We start from the raw sequence: 23,352 nt of genomic DNA, 5'->3' as shown, positions 1-23,352 counted from the left end.
AAACAAATCACCCATCACGGTCTCCTTTCGGAACCGTGAATCACATCTCAAACGAAATTAATAGGTCCTGAGCCTAAGTGCGCGAACATGAAAAAGCCCGCACAAGGCGGGCTTCTCAAACGATATTTCAGTCTTGTCAGGCCGAAACGTTGGTCTTTTCGTCCGACCGTTCGGAATAGATGTAGAGCGGCCGCGCCGAACCCTTGACCACCTCGTCCGAAATGACCACTTCGCGCACGCCCTCGAGCGTCGGCAGCTCGAACATGGTGTCGAGCAGGATCTTTTCCATGATCGAACGAAGGCCGCGGGCGCCGGTCTTGCGCACGATCGCACGGCGCGCAATCTCGCGCAGCGCGTCCTCGTGGAAGGTGAGCTCCACGTCTTCCATCTCGAACAGGCGCTGGTACTGCTTGACGAGCGCGTTCTTCGGCTCCGACAGGATCTGGATCAGCGCGTCCTCGTCGAGGTCCTCCAGCGTCGCCAGAACCGGCAGACGACCGATGAATTCCGGGATCAGGCCGAACTTGACGAGATCTTCCGGCTCGAGTTCGCGCAGCACTTCGCCGACGCGGCGGTCTTCCGGCGCACGCACCGTGGCGCCGAAACCGATCGAGGTCTTCTCGCCACGGGCGGAGATGATCTTGTCGAGGCCGGCGAAGGCGCCACCACAGATGAACAGGATGTTGGTCGTGTCAACCTGCAGGAATTCCTGCTGCGGATGCTTACGGCCGCCCTGCGGCGGCACGGAGGCTACCGTGCCTTCCATGATCTTCAGAAGCGCCTGCTGAACGCCCTCGCCCGACACGTCGCGGGTGATCGACGGGTTGTCCGACTTGCGCGAAATCTTGTCGACTTCGTCGATGTAGACGATGCCGCGCTGCGCGCGCTCGACATTGTAGTCGGCGGCCTGCAGCAGCTTCAGGATGATGTTTTCGACGTCTTCACCGACGTAACCGGCTTCGGTCAGCGTCGTGGCGTCTGCCATGGTGAACGGCACGTCGATGATGCGGGCGAGCGTCTGGGCGAGGTAGGTCTTGCCGCAACCGGTCGGGCCGACGAGCATGATATTGGACTTCGCCAACTCGACGTCACTGCCCTTGGCGGCATGCGCCAAGCGCTTGTAGTGGTTATGCACGGCAACCGACAGGATACGCTTGGCCTGTTGCTGGCCGATGACGTACTCGTCGAGAACCTTGATGATTTCCTGAGGGGTCGGCACACCGTCGCGGGACTTGACCATCGAGGTCTTGTTCTCTTCGCGAATGATGTCCATGCACAGTTCAACGCATTCATCGCAGATGAAAACGGTCGGACCGGCGATCAGCTTACGGACTTCGTGCTGGCTTTTGCCGCAGAACGAACAATAAAGCGTATTCTTAGAGTCACCGCCGTTGCTTCCGCTGACCTTGCTCATTTCCACTTCCTTCCAGCACGCCGGATACCTCAGGAAAGGCATCGCGGACCACTCAATCGCCCTGCGCCTGAACCTCACGCAGGGCTTGCGGGAGTACTTACTGCAACAGGGCAGACCCGCCCCAAGCAGCCGCAACGACTCTCCCAACTCAATCCGGACACTATGTTGTCAGAATCCAACATAGCATTAACGGTCCATATTACCGGCTTTACCCCAGCGATAAAGCCCTTCAGCCATTACAATTGTGTCACAATTACATCTGTCACGACACAAAAGCGCGTTATCAGGCCTGCTCGCCGCCTTCGATTTCTTCGCGCGAGGTCAGCACTTTGTCGACGATACCCCAGTCCAAAGCCTCGTCCGCGCTCATGAAATGGTCACGATCAAGCGTCTGCTCGACTTCCTCGTAGGTCCGTCCGCAGTGCTTGACATAAACTTCATTCAGGCGACGCTTCATCTTCAGGATGTCCCTGGCATGGCGCTCGATGTCGGACGCCTGCCCCTGGAAGCCGCCCGAAGGCTGATGAACCATGATGCGCGCATTCGGCGTGGCAAAGCGCATGTCCTTGTGGCCGGCGGCCAAAAGCAGCGAACCCATCGAGGCGGCCTGGCCGACGCAAAGTGTCGAGACTGCAGGCTTGATGAACTGCATCGTGTCATAGATCGCCATGCCTGAGGTGACGACGCCACCCGGCGAATTGATGTAGAGCGCAATTTCCTTCTTCGGGTTTTCCGCTTCGAGGAAAAGAAGCTGGGCGCAGACAAGCGTCGCCATCTGATCTTCGACCGGACCGGTCACGAAGATGATGCGCTCTTTCAGAAGGCGCGAAAAGATATCGTAGGAACGTTCACCGCGGTTGGTCTGCTCGACAACCATCGGCACCAGTGCCAGGGCGGTATCAACGGGATTTCTCATATCGAACCTTCATCAATCGGGCCCGCAACAGCTTTGCGAACCGGGAATCACAGAATTGGCCTTCTGCTCCTACATAGAGTGTCAACACCCTTCACTTCAAGTCGCGAACCGCCGATAACCTTAATCGGCACCGGTCTTCCAGCTGAAGATTGATGGTGCTCCACACCCGGTTGCCAATAGAACGTTTTTTCACCGCGCCCCATGGCAACGAGCCAAACAGCCTACTTCATACAGCCATTCGCAAAGGGTCAGTAAACGGGTGGTAAATCAGGTGACCGCGGATCCGCGACCCTAGAGTTGCGACTCGATCGGCAGCACGCGTATGACGCTGGCGATCAGACGCCGCACCAGGCTTGCGTCCGGCTCGTGCCGCAGCAGCCGCTCGGAACCATCGGCGCGGTCACGCCAAACCAGTTGCGCGCCGTCAAGGCCAAGCCTGTAGCTGATCGCCGGCGATGTCTCCTCATCAAACATCGCCGCGAGCTCGCCCGCAAGTGCTGCATCCTCGAAGACAACACCCATTTCGGTGTTGAGCGACGCCGACCGCGGGTCGAAATTCATGGAGCCAACGAAGCCATTCAGGCCATCGACGACGAAGGCTTTGCTGTGCAGGCTCGCATTGCGGGCGCCAAACAGCGACATGCGGTGCCCGTCGGCCACATCGCCCTGTTCCTTGAGTTCGAAGAGCTCGACGCCGGCCCGCACGAGCTTGCGACGATACTTGACGTAGCCGCCGTGAACCGCCGCGACGTCGGTGGCAGCAAGCGAATTGGTCAGGACAGAGACCCGCGCTCCACGCGCTGCGATCGCGGTCAGCTCCCGCGTGCCGGCGACGCCGGGAATGAAATAGGGCGAGATGATCCGCAAATCGCGCGTTGCCGCCTCGATCAACGGGAAAAGTTCGCGCAGCAACCAGTTCTGCCGCTTCTGCATCAGCGCCTTTTCCGGCGGGTCGGCCGCCAGGCGCACATCGGCACTCCAATGAAGGCGCCGGGTGCCATGGCAGATTGCGTCCTCATCCATCGCCGCATCGACACGCTCCAGATAGAAGCGACCAGCCGGCGTGCGGGCAAGACCGTCCACCGCGTCATGCAGCGCTGGTAGATACTGCTTGCGCGGGCTGCGAAGCGACGCGATCGGGAGCACCGAGGCGCTGTTCCAATAGCGGTCGAACATTGCCGACGCCTGCCCCAGCACCGGCCCTACCATCCAGACATCAAGGTCGCGGAAATTGGAAAGCTCGGCCGCATCGAAATAGGCGTCACCGATATTGCGACCGCCTGCAACGGCCACCCGACCGTCGGCCACCCATAGCTTGTTGTGCATGCGGCGTGTGGCGCTGAAGGCACGCACTGTCATCTCGAAGCCGCGGCGGAAGCGGTCGGTCCGCGCCCGGCTCGGATTGAAAAGGCGCACGTCGACATTCGGATGAGCATCGAGCGCGATGCACATGCGATCGTGAATGCCGGCGTTGATGTCGTCGAGCAGCAAACGCACGCGCACGCCACGGTCGGCAGCGGCAAGGATCTCGCGCGCCAGCAGCATCCCGGTCAGGTCGTCCTTCCAGTAATAATACTGCAGATCGAGGCTGCGACCGGCGCGCCGCGCCGCATGCGCCCTTACCACGAAGGCTTCGATGTTGTCGGAGACAAGGGCGACGCCATTGGCAGAGGGATGCGCCTCAAGAAGCGGCGCGACCAAACGATCGAGCTGCGTACCGGCATCGGCGATCGGCAAAGCCGTCGACGGTGGCCCGTGCGGGCGTCGGCCGAACCAGCCATAGACGTATAGGATGGCTGCCGCGATCACGCCGATGAGGACGATGACGGCCATGAGAACCGAGGACAACATCGTTTGCCTGCCTCGCGCTCCCTGTCAGACCGATCCCGCGCGGCCGGCTTCGACGCGCTTGGCATCTCTGTGATCGCGCGCCGCCGCTTTCAGATCGATCGAGGCCTTCACAGGCAGATGATCCGAGGCAATTCGCGCGAGCGGCGAGTCGTGCACGGCAACCGACGTCACCAGATTATGCGGATTGCCGAGCACGCGATCGAGCGGCAACAACGGAAAACGCGACGGAAAACTTGCGACCGTGGCATGCGACGGGTCGAAGATCGGGCTGAGGAACGACAAGGACGACCGACGGCCCATCCGCCACTCATTGAGGTCGCCGATCAACAGCGTCGGCCGCCCGTCCGCGTCGGCGGCAGCCTCCAGGATCGCCTCCGCCTGCTGGGCGCGCGAATGCCGGAGTAGACCGAGATGGGCAGCGATGATGCGCAAGGGACCGATCTTCAGGTCGAGATCGACAACGAGTGCGCCCCGCGGCTCGACCCCCGGCAGTTTCAGCTGGCGCACGTCGGAAACGGCCCCTTCACGCAGGAGCAATACATTGCCGTGCCAGCCATGCCCCTTGCGCGAGAAGCCCGAGATCGGCACCGAAACAAGATGTGCCTCGCGGCGGAGATGGTCGAGATCGAGCAGCCCTGCCCGCTCGCCGAAGCGTTGGTCCGCCTCCTGGAGCGCGACAATATCGGCGCCCAGTTCACCGATCACATTGGCCGTGCGCCCGGGGTCGAAGCGGCCATCGGTGCCCACGCATTTGTGAATGTTGTACGAGGCGATCACGATGTCGCCGCGGTTTACCGCCGCTTCGCGGTGGACCACAGTGGGGCGCCTCTTGCGGATCGCGGCAACGATCCCCGCCGAAAGACTCGATTGGTTTTTTGCCATGCCGCTCCCTGCTTGCTGCCGCATCATGCGCAAATAGGTCGCTCGACGCCACAGAAAAAGGGCCTCGGACGAAGTTGTTTTTCGTGGCAGTCGCGGCTCGGCACAAGGGCGACGCCGGCGCCGCAGCGACGACATCGACAACCGCCGGTGTCAAAATGCGTTCACGCGGACGGTCCAGCAAACAGGATCAGGTTGCGATCCAGATCGAGCACGATGAAGGTGCGCGCTCCCCAAGGTTCGGTGCGTAGCGGCTGGTGAAATGGCACGCCGGCAGCCTGGCAGGTAAGAAACAATTGCTTGATGTCGTCGGCCGAGCCCACGGTGATGGACGCGGAAAGCAGGTCTTCGCGCTCGCGAATCCCGTCGACGAAAACCGGCTCGCAGACAAGCCGCAAGGCAAGCAAGGCGTTGTCGCAGCTCACCTGTCCGTAGAACGGCGGATCGCCATAGACGAAGTCGACCGTGAAGCCGAGCTTGTCACGGTAGAAATCGCACGAAGCCTTGATATCGGCGACAAACAGCTGTGCCGACATCGATCGCAGCAAGGGCCGCGTCACGGTGGGTCTCGTCTCCATGGTCATCGCCAGGGCTCCTGATTTGAGCGCCCGCCAATTGTCGAACCCGATCTGGCGCGCGATGAGCTCCTGCGCGTCGGCGAGCTTGAAGTCAGCGTTCAGAATGCCATTGCCATCAAGATCGCTGAAACGCGGCAAGATGGCCCGGATTTCGGCAGCGACCGGATAGTACCGCTCGCGATGCCATCTGAGATACTGTTTCGCTTGCTTCTTCAGGTTTTCGAGATTGGGCATGGGCGCAGCTACGGTCTGTTTCCGATCGGCGGGCATTGCCCTTTCGGCCTCAAGACCGATGCGCCCTGTGCAACGCCCGTAGCCTGTTTCTGGCGAATTGCCGACGGCTAGAGGAGCGGCGCTTGCCGGTTGAACCCGAACTCCCCTAGAAAGGCACTGTTGAAGTATTGCGAAGAGCCTTTGCCATGCCGGCGATCTCCATTGACAGCGCCCAACGCCGCGTTTGCCTTAACACCCGCGACCCGGCTTTCTATCGCGATCCGCTTGCGGCCTATGCCGAGATCCACGCGCATTGCCCGTCCTTCTACTGGGTCGAGCGGCAGCAATGGTATTTCGCAGGCTACGAGCAGGTAAATGTGCTGCTGCGTGACCGGCGCTTCGGCCGGCAGATCTTGCACGTCGCGACGCGCGAAGAGCTCGGCATGCCGGCGCCGAAGCCGCATTTGGCGGATTTCGACGCGCTCGAAGCCTATTCCCTGCTGGAACTCGAGCCACCGGCGCACACGCGCCTGCGCACGCTCGTCAATCGGGCCTTCGTTTCACGGCAGATCGAGCAGCTGAAACCAGACATCGAACAATTGTCACATGCCCTCATCGACGGTTTCGAGATGGACGACGGGGTCGAACTGCTCCAGGCCTATGCCGAGACCATCCCGGTCACGATCATCGCCCGCATGCTCGGCATACCCGTGGAGGCGGCGTCCGACCTTCTCGACTGGTCGCACCGCATGGTCAGGATGTATGTCTTCAATCCGAGCTACGAGACGGAACTGGACGCCAACGAGGCATCCGCCGAGTTCGCGGCCTATTTGAGAGGCATCATCGCCGAGAAGCGCCGCGCTCCCGCCGACGACCTGCTGACGCACATGATCACGTCGGAGAAAGACGGCGAGCGGCTTTCCGAGGCGGAGTTGGTCTCGACCACCGCCCTCCTCCTCAATGCCGGTCACGAGGCAACGGTGCATCAGATCGGCAATGCCGTGAAAACGATCCTGCAATCCGGGCTCTCTGCGAAAGACCTGTTCGCCACCGAAGCGACGACGGAGCTGACGGTCGAGGAATGCCTGCGTTTTGCGGCACCGCTGCATATCTTCCAGCGCTATGCGCTATCGGATGTCGAACTCGAAGAGGGCATTTCCCTTCGAAAGGGCGACAAGATCGGCCTGTTGCTCGGGGCGGCAAACGTCGACCCCAAGAAGTTCAGTGACCCGAACACGTTCCGGCCAACGCGCGACGAAGGTGCCAATGTCTCCTTCGGTGCCGGCCTGCATTTCTGCATCGGCGCGCCACTTGCCCGGCTGGAGCTCAAGCTATCGCTGCCGATCCTGTTTCAGCGGCTGCCGAACATGCGGCTGAAGGCCGAGCCCGAGGTGAAGGACGCATTCCACTTCCACGGCCTGGAACGCCTCGATCTCGCCTGGTGATGAGCACGGAAGGCCACCAAGTCTTCGGTGCCCGGACGGATCACAGGCGGATGACGTAGTCCTTGCGCGTCGTCTCGACGACCTCCCAGGTACCTTCGAAGCCCGGGCGCAGCACCATGCTGTCGCCGGCGCGCAAATGCGCCGCCTCGCCGCCGTCCTGCGTGACGATCGAGTAACCGGACAGGATGTGGAAATACTCCCATTCCTCGTAGACGATCCGCCACTTGCCTGGCGTAGATTCCCACACGCCGGCATAGAGGCCGCCATCGGCCTCCTCCAGGTTCCAGGTGCGAAATTGCGGCGCGCCGGAAATCAGCCGGTCGGCGGCGGGTGTGCCCTCTTCCGGTTCGACGGAAGACAAATCGAACTTCTGCAATTTGGTCATTTTGGCACCTTTGTCGGGAGGCCTCAGCCTCCGCCTTCGTCTTTCAGAGTTTCGCCAGCGACTGCTCAAGGTCGGCGATGATGTCGGAAACATCCTCAATGCCGACCGACAGGCGCACGACATCAGGACCGGCGCCCGCTGCCACCTGCTGCTCAGGCGTCAACTGGCGATGGGTGGTCGAGGCCGGGTGAATGACGAGCGAGCGCGTGTCGCCAATGTTCGCCAGATGCGAGAACATTTCCAGCCCCTCGACGAAGCGCTTGCCCGCCTCGTAGCCGCCCTTTAGGCCGAAGGTGAAGACGGCACCGGCCCCCTTTGGCGAATAACGCTGCTGCAGCGCATGGTTGGGATCATCCTCAAGCCCGGCATAGTTGACCCACGAAACCTTGTCGTTCGTCTTCAACCACGTGGCGACTGCGAGCGCATTGTCGCAATGGCGCTGCATGCGCAGCGGCAGGGTCTCCGAACCGGTCGCGAGCATGAAGGCGTTGAACGGCGAGATTGCCGGGCCGAAGTCGCGCAGGCCCAGAACGCGCGCGGCAATCGCGAAGGCAATGTTGCCAAAGGTCTGGTGCAACACGACGCCGGCATATTCCGGGCGCGGCTCCGACAGCATCGGGTACTTGCCCGACTTCGACCAGTCGAAGGTGCCGCCGTCGACGATGACGCCGCCCATGGAATTGCCGTGGCCGCCGATGAATTTCGTCAGCGAATGCACGACGATGTCGGCGCCATGCTCCAGTGGCCGCAACAGATAGGGCGTGGCCATGGTGTTGTCGACGATCAGCGGCAGCCCATGCTTGCGGGCGACCTCGGCGATCGCGGCAATGTCGACGAAGGTGCCGCCGGGATTGGCAAGACTCTCGATGAAGATCGCCTTGGTGCGCCCGTCGATCTTGTCTTCGAACGCGGCCGTATCGCTCGGATCGGCCCAGCGCACCTGCCAGTCAAAGGATTTGAAGGCGTGGCCGAACTGGTTGACCGAGCCGCCATAGAGCCGATTGGCCGCAATGAAATTGTCGCCCGGGCGCATGATCGTGTGGAAGACGAGAAGCTGGGCTGCGTGGCCCGATGCGACCGCGAGTGCTGCGGTACCGCCTTCAAGCGCTGCAATGCGCTCTTCGAGCACCGCCTGCGTCGGGTTCATGATGCGAGTGTAGATGTTGCCGAATTGCTGGAGGCCGAAGAGTGCCGCGGCGTGATCGGTGTCGTTGAAGACGAAGCTGGTCGTCTGGTAGATCGGCGTCGCCCGTGCACCCGTGGTTGGATCGGGTTGCGCTCCGGCGTGGATCGCGAGCGTGCTGAAACCAGGATTTTCCTTCGCCATTCATTCCTCCCATGACGAGAGCGCCGCCCGCGTCCCGAATGCGTGCAAGAGCGCTATCACTTTGAATTTGTGCGTGATCCGCGGTCGATGCCCGCAGCTTGGTGCGCAGGCTGCGGCACTATTCCAGAGGCGAAGCACAGGGTCAAAGGAGAATTTTCAAAACCGATGGTTGCGAAGGAGCGGCTCCGCCGCAGTCCGGGGTCAGCCGATCAGGCGTGGATACTCGATCGCCGGACAACGATCCATGACCACCTTGATCCCGGCAGCCTCAGCCTTTGCCGCCGCACCATCATGACGCACGGAAAGTTGCCCCCAGATCGCTTTGGGAAGGGTCTCCAGCGCCAGGATCTCGTCGACCAGCGCCGGAAGGGCGTCGGCCGCGCGAAAGACATCGACCATGTCGATCGGCTCCCTGACATCGGCAAGCCTTCCGACCACGGTCTGCCCATGGATCGACTTGCCGATATGTCCGGGATTGATCGGGATCACCCGATAGCCTTTTCGCAAAAGGAACGCCATGACCCGATGGCTCGGCCTCTCGGCATTCGGCGAGGCGCCGACAAGGGCGATCGTCTTGGTCTCGCGCAGGATGTCCGTGAGGTAAAAGTCGGGATAGTCGTCGTGGTTCATCGAGGGCTTCGGATCCGTTCTAATTAAACAGGCGTATAATGATGGCGGTGCTCGGCAAGTCAACTGGCCCTGCCAACAACGACGTGACGCGGTCCCGCGCCGGATTTCCGGTTGCAATTGCAGGCAAGCGGCGCGACAAGCGTCATAAAGCCGGCCACATCATTCCCGAGGTTCAATCTTGCCCTTAGAAGTCATTGCGCTCGTCCTTTTCGGGGCGTTGTTGCACGCGACCTGGAATGCGCTCGTCAAGGCAGGCTCGGAAAAATCCCTTGATGCGGCGATGATCGCGCTTGGTGCGGCGGTAGTTGCGATCCCGTTCCTGCCACTGGTTCCCCTGCCGAAGCCGGAAGCCTGGCCTTACATTCTGGTTTCGGCGCTGTTCCAATTCGCCTATTTCCAGCTCGTCGCCGCCTCTTATCGTGCGGGCGATATCGGTCTCGTCTATCCTTTGATGCGTGGGGCCGCGCCTCTGATCGTCGCGATGACCAGTGGGGCGCTGATCGGCGAACAACTCACCTTCGGCACGATGATCGGCATCCTGACGATCTCGGCCGGCGTGCTGACGCTTGCCTTCGAGTCGCGAAAAGGCGGCAAACACGCAATCGTGCTGGCGCTCCTCAACGCCTGCGTCATCGCCAGCTACACCTTTGTCGACGGCATTGGCGCCCGCATCTCGGGCAATGCGATCTCCTACACGCTGTGGATGGCGCTGTTGCCGCCGGTTCTGCTCTTTGCCTGGGCTTTCGCCCGGCGCGGCGTCAAACCGGTCGCCCGCCATGTCTACAAGAACTGGTGGCGGGGCCTGATCGGGGGCGCGGGATCGATCGGCGCCTATGGCCTGGCGCTCTGGGCAATGACAAAGGCGCCGGTTGCCACGGTGGCAGCGCTCCGCGAGACGTCGATCCTGTTTGCGGTGGTGATCTCGGTCGTGTTCCTCAAGGAGCCGGTCAGCATCTGGCGCATCGCGGCTGCCTGCGTCATCGCGCTCGGCGCACTGCTTTTGAAGCTGGCCTGATCGTCAGTCGTCTTTCCATTCAGGCATGCGCTTGCCGAGGAACGCACCGATGCCATCCTCGGCATCGCGCGCCAGCATGTTCTCGACCATGACGCCGACGGCATAGTCATAGGCCTCAGGCAGATCCATCTCCGCCTGGCGATAGAAGGCTTCCTTGCCGATCTTCAGCGCCTGCGGCGATTTCGAGGCGATCACGGCGGCGTACTTGTCCACGACCTGGCGCAGGTATTGCTGCGGCACGATGCGGTTGACGAGGCCGAAATCCTTGGCGGTCGAGGCGTCGATGGTCTCGCCGGTGAGCAGCATCTCCATCGCCTGCTTGCGGTGTGCCGCGCGCGACAGCGCCACCATTGGTGTCGAGCAGAAGAGGCCGATGTTGACGCCGGGCGTGCAGAAGGTGGAGCTGTCGGTGCAGATCGCCAGGTCACAGCTTGCGACAAGCTGGCAGCCGGCTGCCGTGGCAAGCCCGTCGATCTCGGCGATGACCGCCTGCGGCAGCCGGTTGATCTTCAGCATCAGGTCGGCGCACAGGCGGATCGTTCTTTCGAAGAACGCCCGGCCCCGGTCGTCGTCCTCGCGACGGGCCGTCATCTCCTTGAGATCGTGGCCGGCCGAAAACAGCTTGCCAGTCGCTGAAAGCACGACGACCTTGATATCGTTCAAGGCGGACACCGCATCGAATTCCGCGTGCAGCGCCTCCATCATCGCGATCGAAAGCACATTGCCCGGCGGATTGTTCAGCGTCAGCCGCAAAACCGGTCCAGACCGTTCCCGCAAAAGCAAGCCGTTCGGCTCTTCCTTCCTGAACGATACGACGTCGGCCATCTTCTTCTCCTTGCTTGAATTCGGTTTGGGCTTGAATTCGCTTCGGTGGTACGCCGGTCGCGTTTGCCATGCAAGCCGACAAGGCAGTCGGGCCAAGCATTCCACCTAAGACCTTTTTCCGCCTTGCGTCTGGCGGCCGGCCGGTTTCAGGTAACGACCGATAATCTCAGAGGATGCAGGCCGCATGACCATCGAACCGATCATGACCGTCGACGAACTCAACCGCTTTCTCGACACCGACTTCCCGCAGGTCCACACAGACGGCAAGGTCTTTCATGTGACGGCAGTTGGCCGCGGCTTTGCCACCATGCGGCTCGATCCGAATGAGCGGCATATCCGTCCTGGCGGTACCGTTTCCGGCCCTTCCCTCTTCGCCCTCGCCGACGTTTCCGCCTATATCGCGCTGATTGCCCATATCGGTCCGGTAGCACTTGCGGTCACCACCAATCTCAACATCAACTTCCTGCGCAAGCCCGAACCGGAGCCACTGGAATGCACCTGCCGGATCCTCAAACTCGGCAAGCGACTGGCGGTTCTCGACGCCTCGATCGTCAAGGTCGGCGACGACGATCTCGTCGCGCATGCGACCGCCACCTATTCGATTCCACCGCGCTAATTTGTGGTAACAAAACACCACATACATAACATATTGTTTTTGCTAGTTTTTATTTCCACTCGGAGGATATCGTATTCTTGACGCTTATTTCGCACTTGCGTATAAGCTGCCGCAGATCGCGGTCCTTACGGGCCGCTTTCTCTTTTGTCCGGGAAACCGGGCAAAACCAAGCAACAAGAAACGCCCAGCGGTTCGCCGCTCGGGTCCAAAGAAAGAGTTTTGATATGGCAACCTTCGTTCAGAAGCCTGCAGAGGTGGAGAAGAAGTGGATCATCATCGATGCCGAAGGCCTCGTTGTTGGTCGCCTCGCTTCCCTCATCGCAAACCGCCTGCGCGGCAAGCACAAAGCTACCTTCACCCCGCATGTTGACGACGGCGACAACGTCATCGTCATCAACGCCGAGAAGGCAGTTCTGACGGGCAAGAAGTACACCGACAAGAAGTACTACTGGCACACCGGCTACCCCGGCGGCATCAAGGAGCGCACTGCGCGCCAGATCATCGAAGGCCGCTTCCCGGAGCGCGTCATCGAGAAGGCCGTCGAGCGCATGGTTCCGCGCGGCCCGCTCGGCCGTCGCCAGATGAAGAACCTGCGCGTTTACGCAGGCGCCAACCACCCGCATGAAGCACAGCAGCCGACCGTCCTCGACGTCGCCAAGCTGAACAGCAAGAACACAAGGAGCGCCTGATAATGGCTGACCTTTCCGCTCTCAAGGACATCGCCACGACCGCGGAACCGGCTGCTCCGGTTCACGTCAAGAAGGTCGACGCCCAGGGTCGCTCCTACGCGACCGGCAAGCGTAAGGACGCTGTCGCCCGCGTATGGGTCAAGCCGGGCACCGGCAAGATCACCATCAACGGCAAGTCCTATTCGGACTACTTCGCCCGTCCGGTTCTGCAGATGATCCTGCAGCAGCCGATCGTCGCAGCTGCCCGTGACGGCCAGTTCGACATCGACGCGACCGTTGCTGGCGGTGGTCTTTCCGGCCAAGCCGGTGCCGTTCGTCACGGCATCTCCAAGGCACTCACCTACTTCGAACCGGGCCTGCGCTCCGTTCTGAAGCGCGGTGGCTTCCTCACCCGCGACAGCCGCGTGGTCGAGCGTAAGAAGTACGGCCGTGCGAAGGCACGTCGTTCGTTCCAGTTCTCGAAGCGTTAATCGCTTCCAACTGCGACACTTGGAAAGGCGGGGCTATGCTCCGCCTTTTTTTGTTATGGTGCCACCCGAATCGACAGCACCACAACGCCGACACTCCCGAGGCATCCCATGGCAAACCCGTCCGTCGCCAAGACCCCTGAGCCACCCTATTACATCGTCACCTTCTCTTCGCATCGAACCGCCGGTGACCACGGCTACGACAACATGGGCACGGAAATGGAGAGGCTCGCGCGTGAGCAACCGGGCTTTCTCGGCCTCGAAAGCGTGCGCGGTACCGACGGCTTCGGCATCACCAATTCCTATTGGGCGAACGAAGAGAGCATCGCCGCGTGGAAAAGCGACGTCCGGCACCTGGCCGCCCAACGGCTTGGACGCGAGCGCTGGTACGAAGACTACCAGGTGCGCGTCGGCAAGATCGAACGCCAGTACGGTTTCGAACGTACCTAGTCGGCTCGGCCTTGCGATTGCACCTTCGCAACGCTTCAGATCGGCAATTCCGTCGTCGACTTGAGCTCTCGCAGGACGAAGCTCGAAACGACGGTGCGCACATGCGGGTTGCGCATGAGATAGCGCGTCATGAAGGCGTCGTAGCTTTCGACGTCGTTGGCACGGATCTTCAGCATGTAATCGAAGGTGCCTGACAGCGCATAACATTCCATGATTTCCGGCCGGTCGCGCACCACCGCCGAGAAGGCGGCGATCGCCTCGTCGTGGTGATCCTCCAGCGTCACATGCGCGATGATGCAGAGTTTCAGATCCAGTTTGGCCGGATCGAGCAGCGCTACACGCTTGCGGATGACGCCCTCCGTCTCCAGTTCCTGTAGCCGTCGCCAGGCGGAACTCTGCGACATGCCGGCCCTTTCGGCGAGGTCGGAGAGCGACTGGCCGCTGTCGGCCTGAATCAGCCTGAGCAGCTTTCGAACGGGCTGAAGATTTTCTTTCACATCAGACGGCATACCGGAATTTCCTCCCGCCATAAGGCCTCCACCTGGCAACTGTGGAACAAATACTCACGCGATCCGCGATACAATTGCAACAGGAGAGTTGTTCTGACGAATGAGGAGACGTCATGACGAAAGAGAGTACATACACCGCCAGGCTGCCGGAACCGGACGGGACCTATCTTTACACCCCAAAAGAGGATGCCATCTGGGGCGAGCTTTATCAGCGGCAGATGAAGCTCCTCGCCGACAAGGCCTGCGACGAGTATCTGGAAGGCGCACGTACCCTCGACCTCGGGCCACACCACGTGCCGCAGCTCAAAGACGTCAACCGCCGCCTGGCCGAGACAACGGGCTTTGGTGTCGAAGGCGTTCCCGCCCTCATTCCGCCGTCCCGTTTCTATGAGCTTCTGTCTGAGGGAAAGTTTCCGCTCGCAACCTTCATCCGCCGCCGCGAACACATCGACTACATTGAAGAGCCCGACATCTTCCACGAAGTCTTCGGCCATTGTCCGCTCTTGACCAACCAGAGTTACGCCAATTTCGTCCGCCGTTTCGGCGAGAAGGCGGTCTCGCTCGGCAAGGGCTATTCCTGGCATCTCTTCCGGATCTTCTGGTTCACCGTCGAGTTCGGCCTGATCAACACGCCGAAGGGCCGCCGCTGCTACGGTGCCGGTATCGTTTCCTCGCCGAACGAGACGCGCAACGCCATGGAAACTCCAGGTGTAGAGTTCCGGCCGTTCGACCTGATGACCGTGCTGCGCACCCCGTATCGGATCGATATCGTCCAGCCGATCTACTACGTGATCGACAGTTTCGCCCAGTTGGAAGCGATCATCGAAGAGGATATCGCCGCGCGGATCACCGAAGCGAAGGCGCTCGGCGACTTCGCTCCGACCTACGAGGCCAAGGCCTCGTAACCATGGAATATTCTGCCGGCAGGGCCTTGCCTTGCCGGCAACGATTGTCCAACGTCTCGCCACCACAGGTTAATGCGGGCCAAGGGCACACGGCTGCCCATCCCGCTGCGAAGCAGAGGCGGGACATGGCCAACAGGACGATCGATCATGCGCTGACGGCGCGTTCACTGACGTCGGCAGCGTCGGACCCGACGCATGCCGGCATCCTCTCCTTCATGCGGCGCAAATACTCCAAGCAGTTGAAGGACGTCGACGCCGTCGTCTGGGGCATCCCTTTCGACGCCGCCACGTCGAACCGCCCTGGCGCCCGCTTTGGGCCGCAGGCAATCCGCCGCGCATCGGCCATCTTCGACAACGATCCGCAATATCCCTTCGAGCGCGACCTCTTTGCCCATATGGCGACAATCGACTACGGCGATTGCCTGCTCGACTACGGCAATCATCAGAAGACACCGGCGACGATCGAGCGCGAGGCGGCGAAGATCATCAAGAGCGGTGCTTATCTGCAGACACTTGGCGGCGATCACTTCGTCACCTACCCGATCCTCAAGGCGCATGCCGCCATCCACGGCCCCCTCGCCCTCGTGCAGTTCGATGCCCACCAGGATACCTGGTCGGATGAGCGCGGCCGCATCGATCACGGCTCCTTCGTCGGCCGCGCCGCACGCGAAGGACTGATCGACACCGACGCGTCGATCCAGATCGGCATCCGCACCCATGCGCCCGAGGATTGCGGCATTCGCATTCTCTATGGCTACGATGTCGAGGAGATGAGTGCGACCGACATTGCCGAGACGATCATCCGGCAGGTCGGCGAGCGCAAGGCCTACCTGACGTTCGACATCGACTGCCTCGACCCGGCCCACGCACCCGGCACCGGCACACCGGTCGCCGGCGGCCCGTCGAGCGCCAAGATCCTCTCGGTGCTGCGCAAGCTCGGCGCGCTGACGGTAGTCGGCAGCGATGTCGTCGAAGTCGCGCCCGCCTACGACCATGCCGACGTCACGGCAATCGCCGGCGCGACGGTCGCCATGTACATGTTGGGCCTGCACGCGGAGAAGCTTGCCGAGCGCGCGCCGCTTCGCTGAGGGATAGACATGCCGTTGCGAGCAGAGACGGCTGCTTATATAGAAAATGACCGAACTGGCGGTGGTCCGCCGCCCCGTTGAGAAAATGATTCAATTCTATGCCAGACTGATTCCGGAACGATCCGTAACCGACTGGCAGGATGAGGAAAAATGTCCGCGGTTTTCCATCCGCAGCCTGCGCAACAAACGACCTGAAAGAATGGGAAAATCATGAAACCGAAGATCTTCATCGATGGCGAACACGGCACCACGGGCTTGCAGATCCGCACCCGCATGGCTGGCCGTAGCGATCTCGAACTGCTTTCCATCCCGGAAGCGGAACGACGCAACGCCGCGATGCGCGAAGATCTCCTGAACGAGGCCGACATCGCCATCCTGTGCCTGCCGGATGACGCCTCGCGCGAGGCGGTTTCGATGGTCTCCGGCAACAACAAGGTGCGCATCATCGACACCTCGACTGCGCACCGGATCGCGCCGGACTGGGCCTATGGTTTTGCCGAAATGGACAATGCCCAGCCGGCAAAGATCCGCGACGCGCGCCATGTCGCCAATCCCGGCTGCTATCCGACCGGCGCCATCGGCGTGATCCGGCCGCTGCGCCAGGCCGGCATCCTGCCGGATGGCTATCCGGTCACGGTAAACGCGGTCTCCGGCTACACAGGCGGCGGCAAGCAGATGATCGCGCAGATGGAAGACGAAACCAATCCGGAGCATATCAGCGCGCCGCACTTCCTCTACGGCCTGACGCTCAAGCACAAGCACGTGCCCGAGATGAAGATGCACGGCCTGCTCGACCGCGCCCCGGTCTTTGCCCCATCGGTCGGCAAGTTCGCGCAGGGCATGATCGTCCAGGTCCCGCTCTACCTTGAGGACCTCGCCGCAGGCGCGACGCTCGAGACGATCCATGCGGCTCTCGTCGAACACTATGCCGGCCAGTCGATCGTCGAGGTCGTACCGCTTGCGACGAGCGAGAAGGCTGCCCGCATCGACGCGACCGAGCTTGCCGGCAAGGACACGATGAAGCTCTTCGCCTTCGGCACCAGCGGCGGCAATCACGTCAACCTCGTCGCCCTGCTCGACAATCTCGGCAAGGGCGCTTCCGGTGCTGCCGTCCAGAACATGGACCTGATGCTGTCGGCCTGACCCCCGATCATCTGAAAAACAAAAGACCCCGGCGATCGGCTCGCCGGGGTCTTTTGTTTTTCATGCATTTTCGAATGTCAGTCGCGCAGCTCGATCGACGTCGGCCGAGGATATTCGCCGTAGAAACCGCGCCAGTGGGCGATGGCAAATCCGAGCACGACGAGCGCGCCGCCCTGATGCGCCACGCCCCAGCCGATCGGCACCTGCATGACAAGCGTGGTGATACCGATCACGGCTTGGGCACAGACGAGCAGGAACAGAAGCACCGAGCGTCGCGCGTGGGTGGTCTCGGGTGCTGCCCTCAAGGAAGCGATCATGTGCATCAGCGCGAAGGCGAACAGCACATAGGCGCCGATGCGGTGGACGAACTGTACTGTCTTCGGGTTCTCGAACAGGTTGATCCACCAGGGCTGCTGCAGGAACAGGTCCTGCGGGATGATCGCGCCATCCATCAGCGGCCAGGTGTTGTAGCTGAAGCCGGCATCGAGACCGGCGACCAGCGCGCCGAGATAGATCTGGAACAGGCTGAAGATGGCGATGATCATGGCCATCTTGCGCGAACGGTCCGTGGGTGCCGCCTCGTTCGAATGCGGACTGAGCCCGCGGAAAATCCACATGCAAGAGGCAAAGATCAGACAGGCGATGACGAGATGAGTCGCCAGCCGGTACTGGCTGACTTCGGTCCGTTCAATGAGACCGGAAGACACCATCCACCAGCCGATGAACCCTTGAAATCCTCCGAGCGCGAGAATGCCGAGAAGCGGCATCCGCAGCTTGCGCTCCACCCGACCGGTGAACCAGAAGAAGGCGAGCGGCAGTGCGAAGATCAACCCGATGGTGCGCGCCAGCAGCCGGTGCGCCCACTCCCACCAGAAGATGGTCTTGAACTCGTCGACTGTCATGCCGCTGTTCATCTGCTGGTATTGCGGGATGCGTTGGTAGAGCTGGAACTCTTCTTCCCATTCGGCGGCCGAAAGCGGCGGGATGACGCCGTGGATCGGCTTCCATTCCGTAATTGACAGGCCCGATTCGGTCAGCCGCGTGGCGCCACCGACGAGCACCAGTGCAAACAGCGTAAAAAGCACGACGGCAAGCCAGCCGCGAATTTGCCGACGGTTGCGGTCGGTCTTGCTGATCTCGCTTCGGAGCATCTGTTCTGTCGCCAATTCGACGCCGGCCATCATTGTCCCTCTGATATCGCAGGGTTCGGTGGTGTGACCGGACGGATCAACGGTCGCACCTTCAGGAAAGCCGTTGATTTGCACCAGAGCGGCATGCAAAACAAGGCCGAAACCTTTGCGGCATGCGGTCGCGGCCCGTCCGCACGCATTCGGCACCTGTGAAAGAAATGAAATGCCCGTACGTCTCAGAAAGCTGATCGGCACGATCCTGATCATCATCCTCGTCGTCGTTTATGCGCTGGCCGCCGTCACCTTTGCATCACTGTTGCTCGGTGCTGCACCGTGGTACGTGCATCTCGCCTACTTCTTCTTTACCGGCCTGCTCTGGATCTTGCCGGCCATGCTGATCATCAAATGGATGGAAAAGCCGGCCAAGGATCGCTGATCCGCTGGCACGGAACAGGAGAGACGCCCATGAGACTTGCGGTCATTGCTGATATCCATGGCAACGATCTCGCGCTCGAAGCCGTGCTCGCCGACATCGATGCTCTGGGGGTCACGGACATCGTCAATCTCGGCGACCACCTGAGCGGCCCGCTCAATGCCGCCCGGACCGCCGACATCCTCATCGAGCGGGCAATCCTCTCGATCCGAGGCAATCACGACCGCTATCTCCTGACCGTCGATCCGCACGAAATGGGGCTGTCCGATCGGGCAGCTTACGAACAATTGCAGCCGGCGCACCGCGAATGGCTGACCACCCTGCCCGTGGCCCACGTCTACAACGACACGTTCTTCCTCTGCCATGCGACGCCGACAAGCGACGAGACCTATTGGCTCGAGGCTTTGACGGCTGAAGGCACCGTCCATATGGCCACCCGCCCGGCAATCGAGGCGGAGGCAGTCGGCATCGACTATCCGGTGATCCTGTGCGGACACACGCATATCCAGCGCGTCGTTCGCCTTTCTGACGGCCGCCTTGTGGTCAATCCCGGCAGCGTCGGCTGCCCCGGCTATGACGACGACCAGCCGGTGCCGCACAAGGTCGAGGCGGGCTCACCCGATGCCCGCTACGCGATCGTCGAACAGGCGGCAGAAGGCTGGAACGTTAATTTCCGCCACGTTCCCTATGATTGGATGGCGATGTCGCAACTCGCCGAGAGCCGCAACCGTCAGGAATGGGCACAGGCTCTGGCGACGGGCTTCCTCGGCTAGCGCGCGCAAGCCGGGTCCGTCAGCACTGCTTCACGCTTTGCTAACCGCATTCGCCGGTTGTTCTCGGTCATCTTGATAAGTAGTCCCGAATTAAACGGATCGTAGCGAGCTTGCAGTTCAATCGCTCTGCAACAGGGACCGGATGGCAGCTTCTATGACGAACTCGGATCTCCCCATGGACGGCTCCGGCGACCGCCGCGCGCACGCGTCCCTGCGTGCCGAGCCGAGCGCTGCCACCGGCCGCTTCGAGATTTCGGTTCATCGCAAGATGGAACCGCTGGAGACCGAATGGCGGACACTCGACGGTGTTGGCGCCAATTCGCTGCATCATGCCTATGACTGGTGCCGAGCCTGGGTCGCGACACATCAAAGCGAATTGCTGGTGCTGCGGGTGACGCTCGACGGCGTGCTGCTGCTCATTCTGCCCCTGGAACTGGAACGCGGGCGCCTATCCAGAATCGCGCGCCTGATCGGAACGGAACACAGCAACCTCAACACGGGCCTCTTTGCCGCCGACGCCTCGTCGGTCATGACACCTGCGCTCGCCAAGGGACTGGCTGCGGAAATTCGCTCGGCCCTGAGCGGACTGGCGGATGTCGTCATGCTCGACAAGATCCCAGGCGAATGGCGCGGCGATGCGAGCCCGTTCGCTACCCTTTCGAGCATCGCCAACCAGAACGCGTCGTTTCAGCTCCCCCTCCTCGGCAGCATTCAACTGACATTGGCGCAGATCAACGCCAAACGTCGTCGCAAGAAGATGCGAATCTCCGAACGGAGGCTCGCCGCAATGGGCGGCTACGACTACGTGATTTCGCGCTCGGCCGATGAGGCTTCGTCGTTGCTCGACACATTTTTCCGCCAGAAGGCAACGCGCTTCGAGACGCTTGGTCTGCCCGACGTGTTCCAGCAGGCCGAGACTCAGGCATTTTTCCAGGCACTGGCCGCGCAACAGGGCGACGGCGCGGAACTCATGGAATTGAACGCGATCCGCCTTACGGGAGACAATGACGGAAGGGTCGCCGCCGTCGCGGGGCTATCGCGAAAGGCGGATCACGTCATCTGCCAGTTCGGCTCGATCGACGAGGCGTTGGCCGGCGATGCAAGCCCGGGAGAATTGTTGTTCTACCGAATGATCGAACGTCTCTCGTCGCAAGGGGTGCGTCTGTTCGATTTCGGTGTCGGCGATCAAGCCTACAAACGGTCCTGGTGCACGATCGAAACACCGCTGCGCGATATCGTGTTGCCGATCACACTTGCCGGCCAGCTTGCGGCGCTCCGACACCGCCTTGTCGTGCGCGCGAAAACGGCAGTGAAGGCCAACAAGGCCATCTACGCCCGCATTCAGCGCGCAAGACGACGGCAACAGGGGACGGTGAACGCGCACGACAGCGCCGACTGAAAAGCCGTCATCGAGGAATACAGGCTTCTCTAGGCCGCGTCACGATCCGGATAGTCCGGGTCTGTCTCGGCCTGTCCGGTCATCAGCACGATGTCACGGTACCCGGCTTCTCCGAAACCTGTTAGCACCTCGACAATGCGTTCGTCGCTGATCGACGGCGCAGAGAGGATGATCTCTGCACTGTCACGGCCGGCAATCTTTTCGACGGCCATTTCGTCTGCCGGGCCGCACTCGACCAGGACAAGGTCGTAGGCGTTCGTCAGGGCATCGATGATCATCTTCAGCCGCTCGATACCACGCATCGCCTGGCGCGGATCGGCGTCACCCTGCGGGATGATATGCGCATCGGAAAAGCGGTCGGCGTGGATCGTGTCGGTGAACGGCACCTCCCCCGCCAGAAGGTTGGTGATACCGGGGAGCTGTGCCGAACGCGCCATCAGCCGCGTCGGGCAGGCCGAGCCCGTCAGATCGATCAGAACCACCTTCTGGTCACCTTCGGCGAGCAGGCGCGCGAGCATCACCGTCGCAGTCGAGCCTTCATCGCCGCCCGGTGAAACGGATATCGCTACGCGCACGCCCGTGGCGCGCAGGTGCTCGGCAACGGCCTCGATCGAGAAGTCGGCTTCGCGCGGTTCGGCAATCGCCGCATCACCGGCGGCGCCCACATCGTCGCCCGGTGCGTCGTCAGCCGCCAGGAATTTGGCAACCTCGCTTTCCATGGGCACCGACTCCACTGCGCTATCGGGCGCGTCGAGGTCGGTCTCCGCAACGCTTGCTGCGATCGCCGGTCGCGAGCGCACCGGGAGCCGCTCGCCGGCTTCCGAAACCGGCCTCAGGGCGCGACCACTGAAGAGCTCGCTCAACATGATGGCGACGCAGCTCAAAAGGAAGGTCGCAAAGGCGGCGACGATGGTGATCGGCAGCACCTTCGGGAAGCTCGCATTGTTCGGCACGACGGCGGTCGAAATCACCCGCGCATCGGCGGGTGTGGCGTTTTCCACGGTTCGCGAGGTCGCCTCCCGGTAGCGCGCAAGATAGGTTTCCAGCAACTGTCGCTGCGCCGTTGCTTCGCGCTCCAGCGCGCGCAATCCGACCTCTTCCTCGCCCGCCTGAGCGGACTGGGCTTTCACGGCGTTGAGCTGCTGGGTGAGCTGCTGTTCACGCAGTTCGCCGACCTTCGCCTCGTTTTCGAGGCTCGTCAGGATCTTGCGCGTCTCGGTGCGGATCTGCCCCCGGATGCCTTCGAGTTGTGACTTCAGGGCCTTGAGGCGTGGATGGCCGTCGAGCAGGGTCGTTGAGAGATCGGCGACCTGCGCCTGCAGGTTCGCTTCGGTCTCCTTCAACCGCTGGATCATCTGTGAAGCGACGACATCGGTAATGGTGTCCGGCGCCCGGCCGCTCGCAAGCGCCGATCGTACGCCGGCGGCGCGGGCTTCGGCATTGGCGCGTTCGCCGCGCACCCGCGTCAGTTCGGTCGAGATGTCCGTCAGTTGCCGCGTTGCGAAATTCGTCGTTTCTCCGGTCGGCAGGAGATCTGAAGACGCGCGATAGGCGGCCACCTTCGCCTCCGCGTCCCGCACCTTTTCGCGCAGGTTGGCGATCTCCGGCTCGAGCCAGCGGGTCGCCTCGGAATTGGTGTCGAGCTTGGCGCCGCTCTGCAGCGCGAGGAAAACCTTTGCCATTTCGTTGGGGACGGCAGCGGCGAGCTTCGGATCCTTGGAGGTAAACGCGATCGCGATCACTCGCGACTTCTCCACCTGATAGACCTGGAGCTTCGAATTGAACTCGTTGAGCACCCGCTCCTCAGGCGGCAGTTCCAGCGGGTTCTTCCTCAGGCCGAGCATGACGAGCAGGTCGGAAAGCGCCGAGGGTGCCGCCGACGGGTCGAATTCCTTCAGCTCGTAGAGCTTCATGTTGCGTGCGACCTGCTTGATCAGATCGGCAGAGCGCAGGACCTGCACCTGGCTGAGGATGCCGGATTCATCAAAGACACGATCGGCACCGGCCTGCGGAGCCTGGTTGGAACCGCTGAATTCCGGCTCACGCGATTCGATCAGGACGCGGGTTTCGCTCTGGTAGTCCGGGGCAATCATCTTTGCCGCGCCGAAGGCTAGCGCCGTGACGCAGGCCGTTGCCAGCAACACCTTGACGCGCCGATCCCAGACAGCACGGAACAGGCCGCCGAGGTCGATTTCCACATCCTGCTGTCCGCTGTCGCGTCCCGACATGCCACTGGCTCCGCACCTTCATATCTCGCCGGACGGTAAACGAA

General features: G+C 61.7%; 24 protein-coding genes. 12 read left to right on the top strand and 12 right to left on the bottom strand.

The annotated features are described in order from the left end of the window. Positions 1 to 136: 136 nt before the first annotated feature. From clpX to MKZ91_RS26460, 5 genes are all read right to left on the bottom strand, one after another. Positions 137 to 1,414, bottom strand: a complete 1,278-nt coding sequence (gene clpX, locus MKZ91_RS26480) for an ATP-dependent Clp protease ATP-binding subunit ClpX (RefSeq protein WP_275023365.1) — start codon at positions 1,412 to 1,414, stop codon at positions 137 to 139. Positions 1,415 to 1,697: 283 nt separating this feature from the next. Continuing rightward, the gene (locus tag MKZ91_RS26475; protein ID WP_336174018.1) at positions 1,698 to 2,330 is read right to left on the bottom strand and encodes an ATP-dependent Clp protease proteolytic subunit; all 633 of its coding nucleotides are present in this window, start codon (positions 2,328 to 2,330) and stop codon (positions 1,698 to 1,700) included. Between the two features lie 291 nt (positions 2,331 to 2,621). Next, on the bottom strand, positions 2,622 to 4,181 hold the full coding sequence (locus MKZ91_RS26470; RefSeq protein ID WP_336174017.1) for a phospholipase D family protein: 1,560 nt from the start codon (positions 4,179 to 4,181) through the stop codon (positions 2,622 to 2,624). A 24-nt stretch (positions 4,182 to 4,205) separates the two neighbouring features. After that, positions 4,206 to 5,063, bottom strand: a complete 858-nt coding sequence (locus MKZ91_RS26465) for an endonuclease/exonuclease/phosphatase family protein (protein ID WP_336174016.1) — start codon at positions 5,061 to 5,063, stop codon at positions 4,206 to 4,208. Between the two features lie 161 nt (positions 5,064 to 5,224). Further along, the gene (locus MKZ91_RS26460) at positions 5,225 to 5,872 is read right to left on the bottom strand and encodes a VOC family protein (RefSeq protein ID WP_336174015.1); all 648 of its coding nucleotides are present in this window, start codon (positions 5,870 to 5,872) and stop codon (positions 5,225 to 5,227) included. Between the two features lie 185 nt (positions 5,873 to 6,057). On the opposite strand from MKZ91_RS26460, the gene MKZ91_RS26455 reads away from it, so the two are divergent. Then, positions 6,058 to 7,296 carry a cytochrome P450 gene (locus tag MKZ91_RS26455; RefSeq protein ID WP_336174014.1) on the top strand — a complete coding sequence of 413 codons (1,239 nt, stop codon included), beginning with the start codon at positions 6,058 to 6,060 and terminating at the stop codon, positions 7,294 to 7,296. 40 nt (positions 7,297 to 7,336) lie between these two features. Here the strand turns inward: MKZ91_RS26455 and MKZ91_RS26450 are convergent, their stop codons facing one another. The 3 genes from MKZ91_RS26450 to MKZ91_RS26440 all read right to left on the bottom strand — a co-directional run bounded on the left by MKZ91_RS26450 (position 7,337) and on the right by MKZ91_RS26440 (position 9,638). Beyond that, positions 7,337 to 7,681, bottom strand: coding sequence for a cupin domain-containing protein (locus MKZ91_RS26450; protein ID WP_336174013.1), 345 nt, complete (start codon positions 7,679 to 7,681; stop codon positions 7,337 to 7,339). 43 nt (positions 7,682 to 7,724) lie between these two features. Continuing rightward, on the bottom strand, positions 7,725 to 9,008 hold the full coding sequence (locus tag MKZ91_RS26445; protein WP_336174012.1) for an O-acetylhomoserine aminocarboxypropyltransferase: 1,284 nt from the start codon (positions 9,006 to 9,008) through the stop codon (positions 7,725 to 7,727). Positions 9,009 to 9,209: 201 nt separating this feature from the next. Beyond that, positions 9,210 to 9,638: a CoA-binding protein gene (locus tag MKZ91_RS26440; protein WP_336174011.1), complete on the bottom strand. Its 429-nt coding sequence runs from the start codon at positions 9,636 to 9,638 to the stop codon at positions 9,210 to 9,212. 178 nt (positions 9,639 to 9,816) lie between these two features. Here MKZ91_RS26440 and MKZ91_RS26435 point away from each other — a divergent pair, with 178 nt between their 5' ends. Beyond that, positions 9,817 to 10,653, top strand: a complete 837-nt coding sequence (locus MKZ91_RS26435) for a DMT family transporter (RefSeq protein WP_336174010.1) — start codon at positions 9,817 to 9,819, stop codon at positions 10,651 to 10,653. Between the two features lie 3 nt (positions 10,654 to 10,656). Here the strand turns inward: MKZ91_RS26435 and MKZ91_RS26430 are convergent, their stop codons facing one another. Next, on the bottom strand, positions 10,657 to 11,478 hold the full coding sequence (locus MKZ91_RS26430; protein WP_336174009.1) for an enoyl-CoA hydratase: 822 nt from the start codon (positions 11,476 to 11,478) through the stop codon (positions 10,657 to 10,659). A gap of 184 nt (positions 11,479 to 11,662) precedes the next feature. Here MKZ91_RS26430 and MKZ91_RS26425 point away from each other — a divergent pair, with 184 nt between their 5' ends. The 4 genes from MKZ91_RS26425 to MKZ91_RS26410 all read left to right on the top strand — a co-directional run bounded on the left by MKZ91_RS26425 (position 11,663) and on the right by MKZ91_RS26410 (position 13,700). Further along, complete coding sequence (locus MKZ91_RS26425) at positions 11,663 to 12,094, top strand: PaaI family thioesterase (RefSeq protein ID WP_336174008.1); 432 nt, start codon at positions 11,663 to 11,665, stop codon at positions 12,092 to 12,094. Positions 12,095 to 12,318: 224 nt separating this feature from the next. Continuing rightward, positions 12,319 to 12,783, top strand: a complete 465-nt coding sequence (rplM, locus tag MKZ91_RS26420) for a 50S ribosomal protein L13 (protein WP_077961597.1) — start codon at positions 12,319 to 12,321, stop codon at positions 12,781 to 12,783. 2 nt (positions 12,784 to 12,785) lie between these two features. Continuing rightward, positions 12,786 to 13,253, top strand: coding sequence for a 30S ribosomal protein S9 (rpsI, locus tag MKZ91_RS26415; protein ID WP_336174007.1), 468 nt, complete (start codon positions 12,786 to 12,788; stop codon positions 13,251 to 13,253). A 108-nt stretch (positions 13,254 to 13,361) separates the two neighbouring features. After that, the gene (locus tag MKZ91_RS26410; RefSeq protein ID WP_336174006.1) at positions 13,362 to 13,700 is read left to right on the top strand and encodes an antibiotic biosynthesis monooxygenase family protein; all 339 of its coding nucleotides are present in this window, start codon (positions 13,362 to 13,364) and stop codon (positions 13,698 to 13,700) included. Positions 13,701 to 13,735: 35 nt separating this feature from the next. Here the strand turns inward: MKZ91_RS26410 and MKZ91_RS26405 are convergent, their stop codons facing one another. Next, positions 13,736 to 14,209, bottom strand: a complete 474-nt coding sequence (locus MKZ91_RS26405) for an Lrp/AsnC family transcriptional regulator (protein ID WP_336174005.1) — start codon at positions 14,207 to 14,209, stop codon at positions 13,736 to 13,738. 113 nt (positions 14,210 to 14,322) lie between these two features. Between MKZ91_RS26405 and MKZ91_RS26400 the strand changes: the two genes are divergently transcribed. The 3 genes from MKZ91_RS26400 (at position 14,323) to argC (ending at position 17,345) form a co-directional block, all read left to right on the top strand. After that, a complete protein-coding gene (locus MKZ91_RS26400; RefSeq protein WP_336174004.1) occupies positions 14,323 to 15,114 on the top strand; it encodes a phenylalanine 4-monooxygenase in 792 nt (263 codons plus the stop codon). Positions 15,115 to 15,239: 125 nt separating this feature from the next. Continuing rightward, complete coding sequence (gene speB / locus MKZ91_RS26395) at positions 15,240 to 16,202, top strand: agmatinase (RefSeq protein WP_336174003.1); 963 nt, start codon at positions 15,240 to 15,242, stop codon at positions 16,200 to 16,202. A 210-nt stretch (positions 16,203 to 16,412) separates the two neighbouring features. Further along, positions 16,413 to 17,345 carry an N-acetyl-gamma-glutamyl-phosphate reductase gene (argC, locus tag MKZ91_RS26390; RefSeq protein WP_336174002.1) on the top strand — a complete coding sequence of 311 codons (933 nt, stop codon included), beginning with the start codon at positions 16,413 to 16,415 and terminating at the stop codon, positions 17,343 to 17,345. 77 nt (positions 17,346 to 17,422) lie between these two features. On the opposite strand, the gene MKZ91_RS26385 is transcribed toward argC, so the two are convergent. Further along, positions 17,423 to 18,526 (bottom strand): COX15/CtaA family protein, encoded by a 1,104-nt coding sequence (locus tag MKZ91_RS26385; protein WP_336174001.1) that lies wholly within the window; start codon positions 18,524 to 18,526, stop codon positions 17,423 to 17,425. Between the two features lie 172 nt (positions 18,527 to 18,698). Between MKZ91_RS26385 and MKZ91_RS26380 the strand changes: the two genes are divergently transcribed. From MKZ91_RS26380 to MKZ91_RS26370, 3 genes are all read left to right on the top strand, one after another. Beyond that, the gene (locus MKZ91_RS26380; RefSeq protein WP_034804246.1) at positions 18,699 to 18,911 is read left to right on the top strand and encodes a DUF2842 domain-containing protein; all 213 of its coding nucleotides are present in this window, start codon (positions 18,699 to 18,701) and stop codon (positions 18,909 to 18,911) included. Between the two features lie 29 nt (positions 18,912 to 18,940). Further along, the gene (locus MKZ91_RS26375) at positions 18,941 to 19,681 is read left to right on the top strand and encodes a metallophosphoesterase family protein (protein WP_336174000.1); all 741 of its coding nucleotides are present in this window, start codon (positions 18,941 to 18,943) and stop codon (positions 19,679 to 19,681) included. A gap of 154 nt (positions 19,682 to 19,835) precedes the next feature. Next, positions 19,836 to 21,080 carry a GNAT family N-acetyltransferase gene (locus tag MKZ91_RS26370; protein ID WP_442892354.1) on the top strand — a complete coding sequence of 415 codons (1,245 nt, stop codon included), beginning with the start codon at positions 19,836 to 19,838 and terminating at the stop codon, positions 21,078 to 21,080. Positions 21,081 to 21,109: 29 nt separating this feature from the next. Here MKZ91_RS26370 and MKZ91_RS26365 read toward each other — a convergent pair whose 3' ends face one another. After that, positions 21,110 to 23,308 carry a GumC family protein gene (locus tag MKZ91_RS26365; RefSeq protein WP_336173999.1) on the bottom strand — a complete coding sequence of 733 codons (2,199 nt, stop codon included), beginning with the start codon at positions 23,306 to 23,308 and terminating at the stop codon, positions 21,110 to 21,112. Positions 23,309 to 23,352 lie beyond the last annotated feature (44 nt).

This window comes from Ensifer sp. MJa1, from assembly GCF_037026475.1.
In the GTDB taxonomy this organism is placed as follows: domain Bacteria; phylum Pseudomonadota; class Alphaproteobacteria; order Rhizobiales; family Rhizobiaceae; genus Ensifer.
This window is presented reverse-complemented; position numbering and strand designations above follow the sequence as displayed.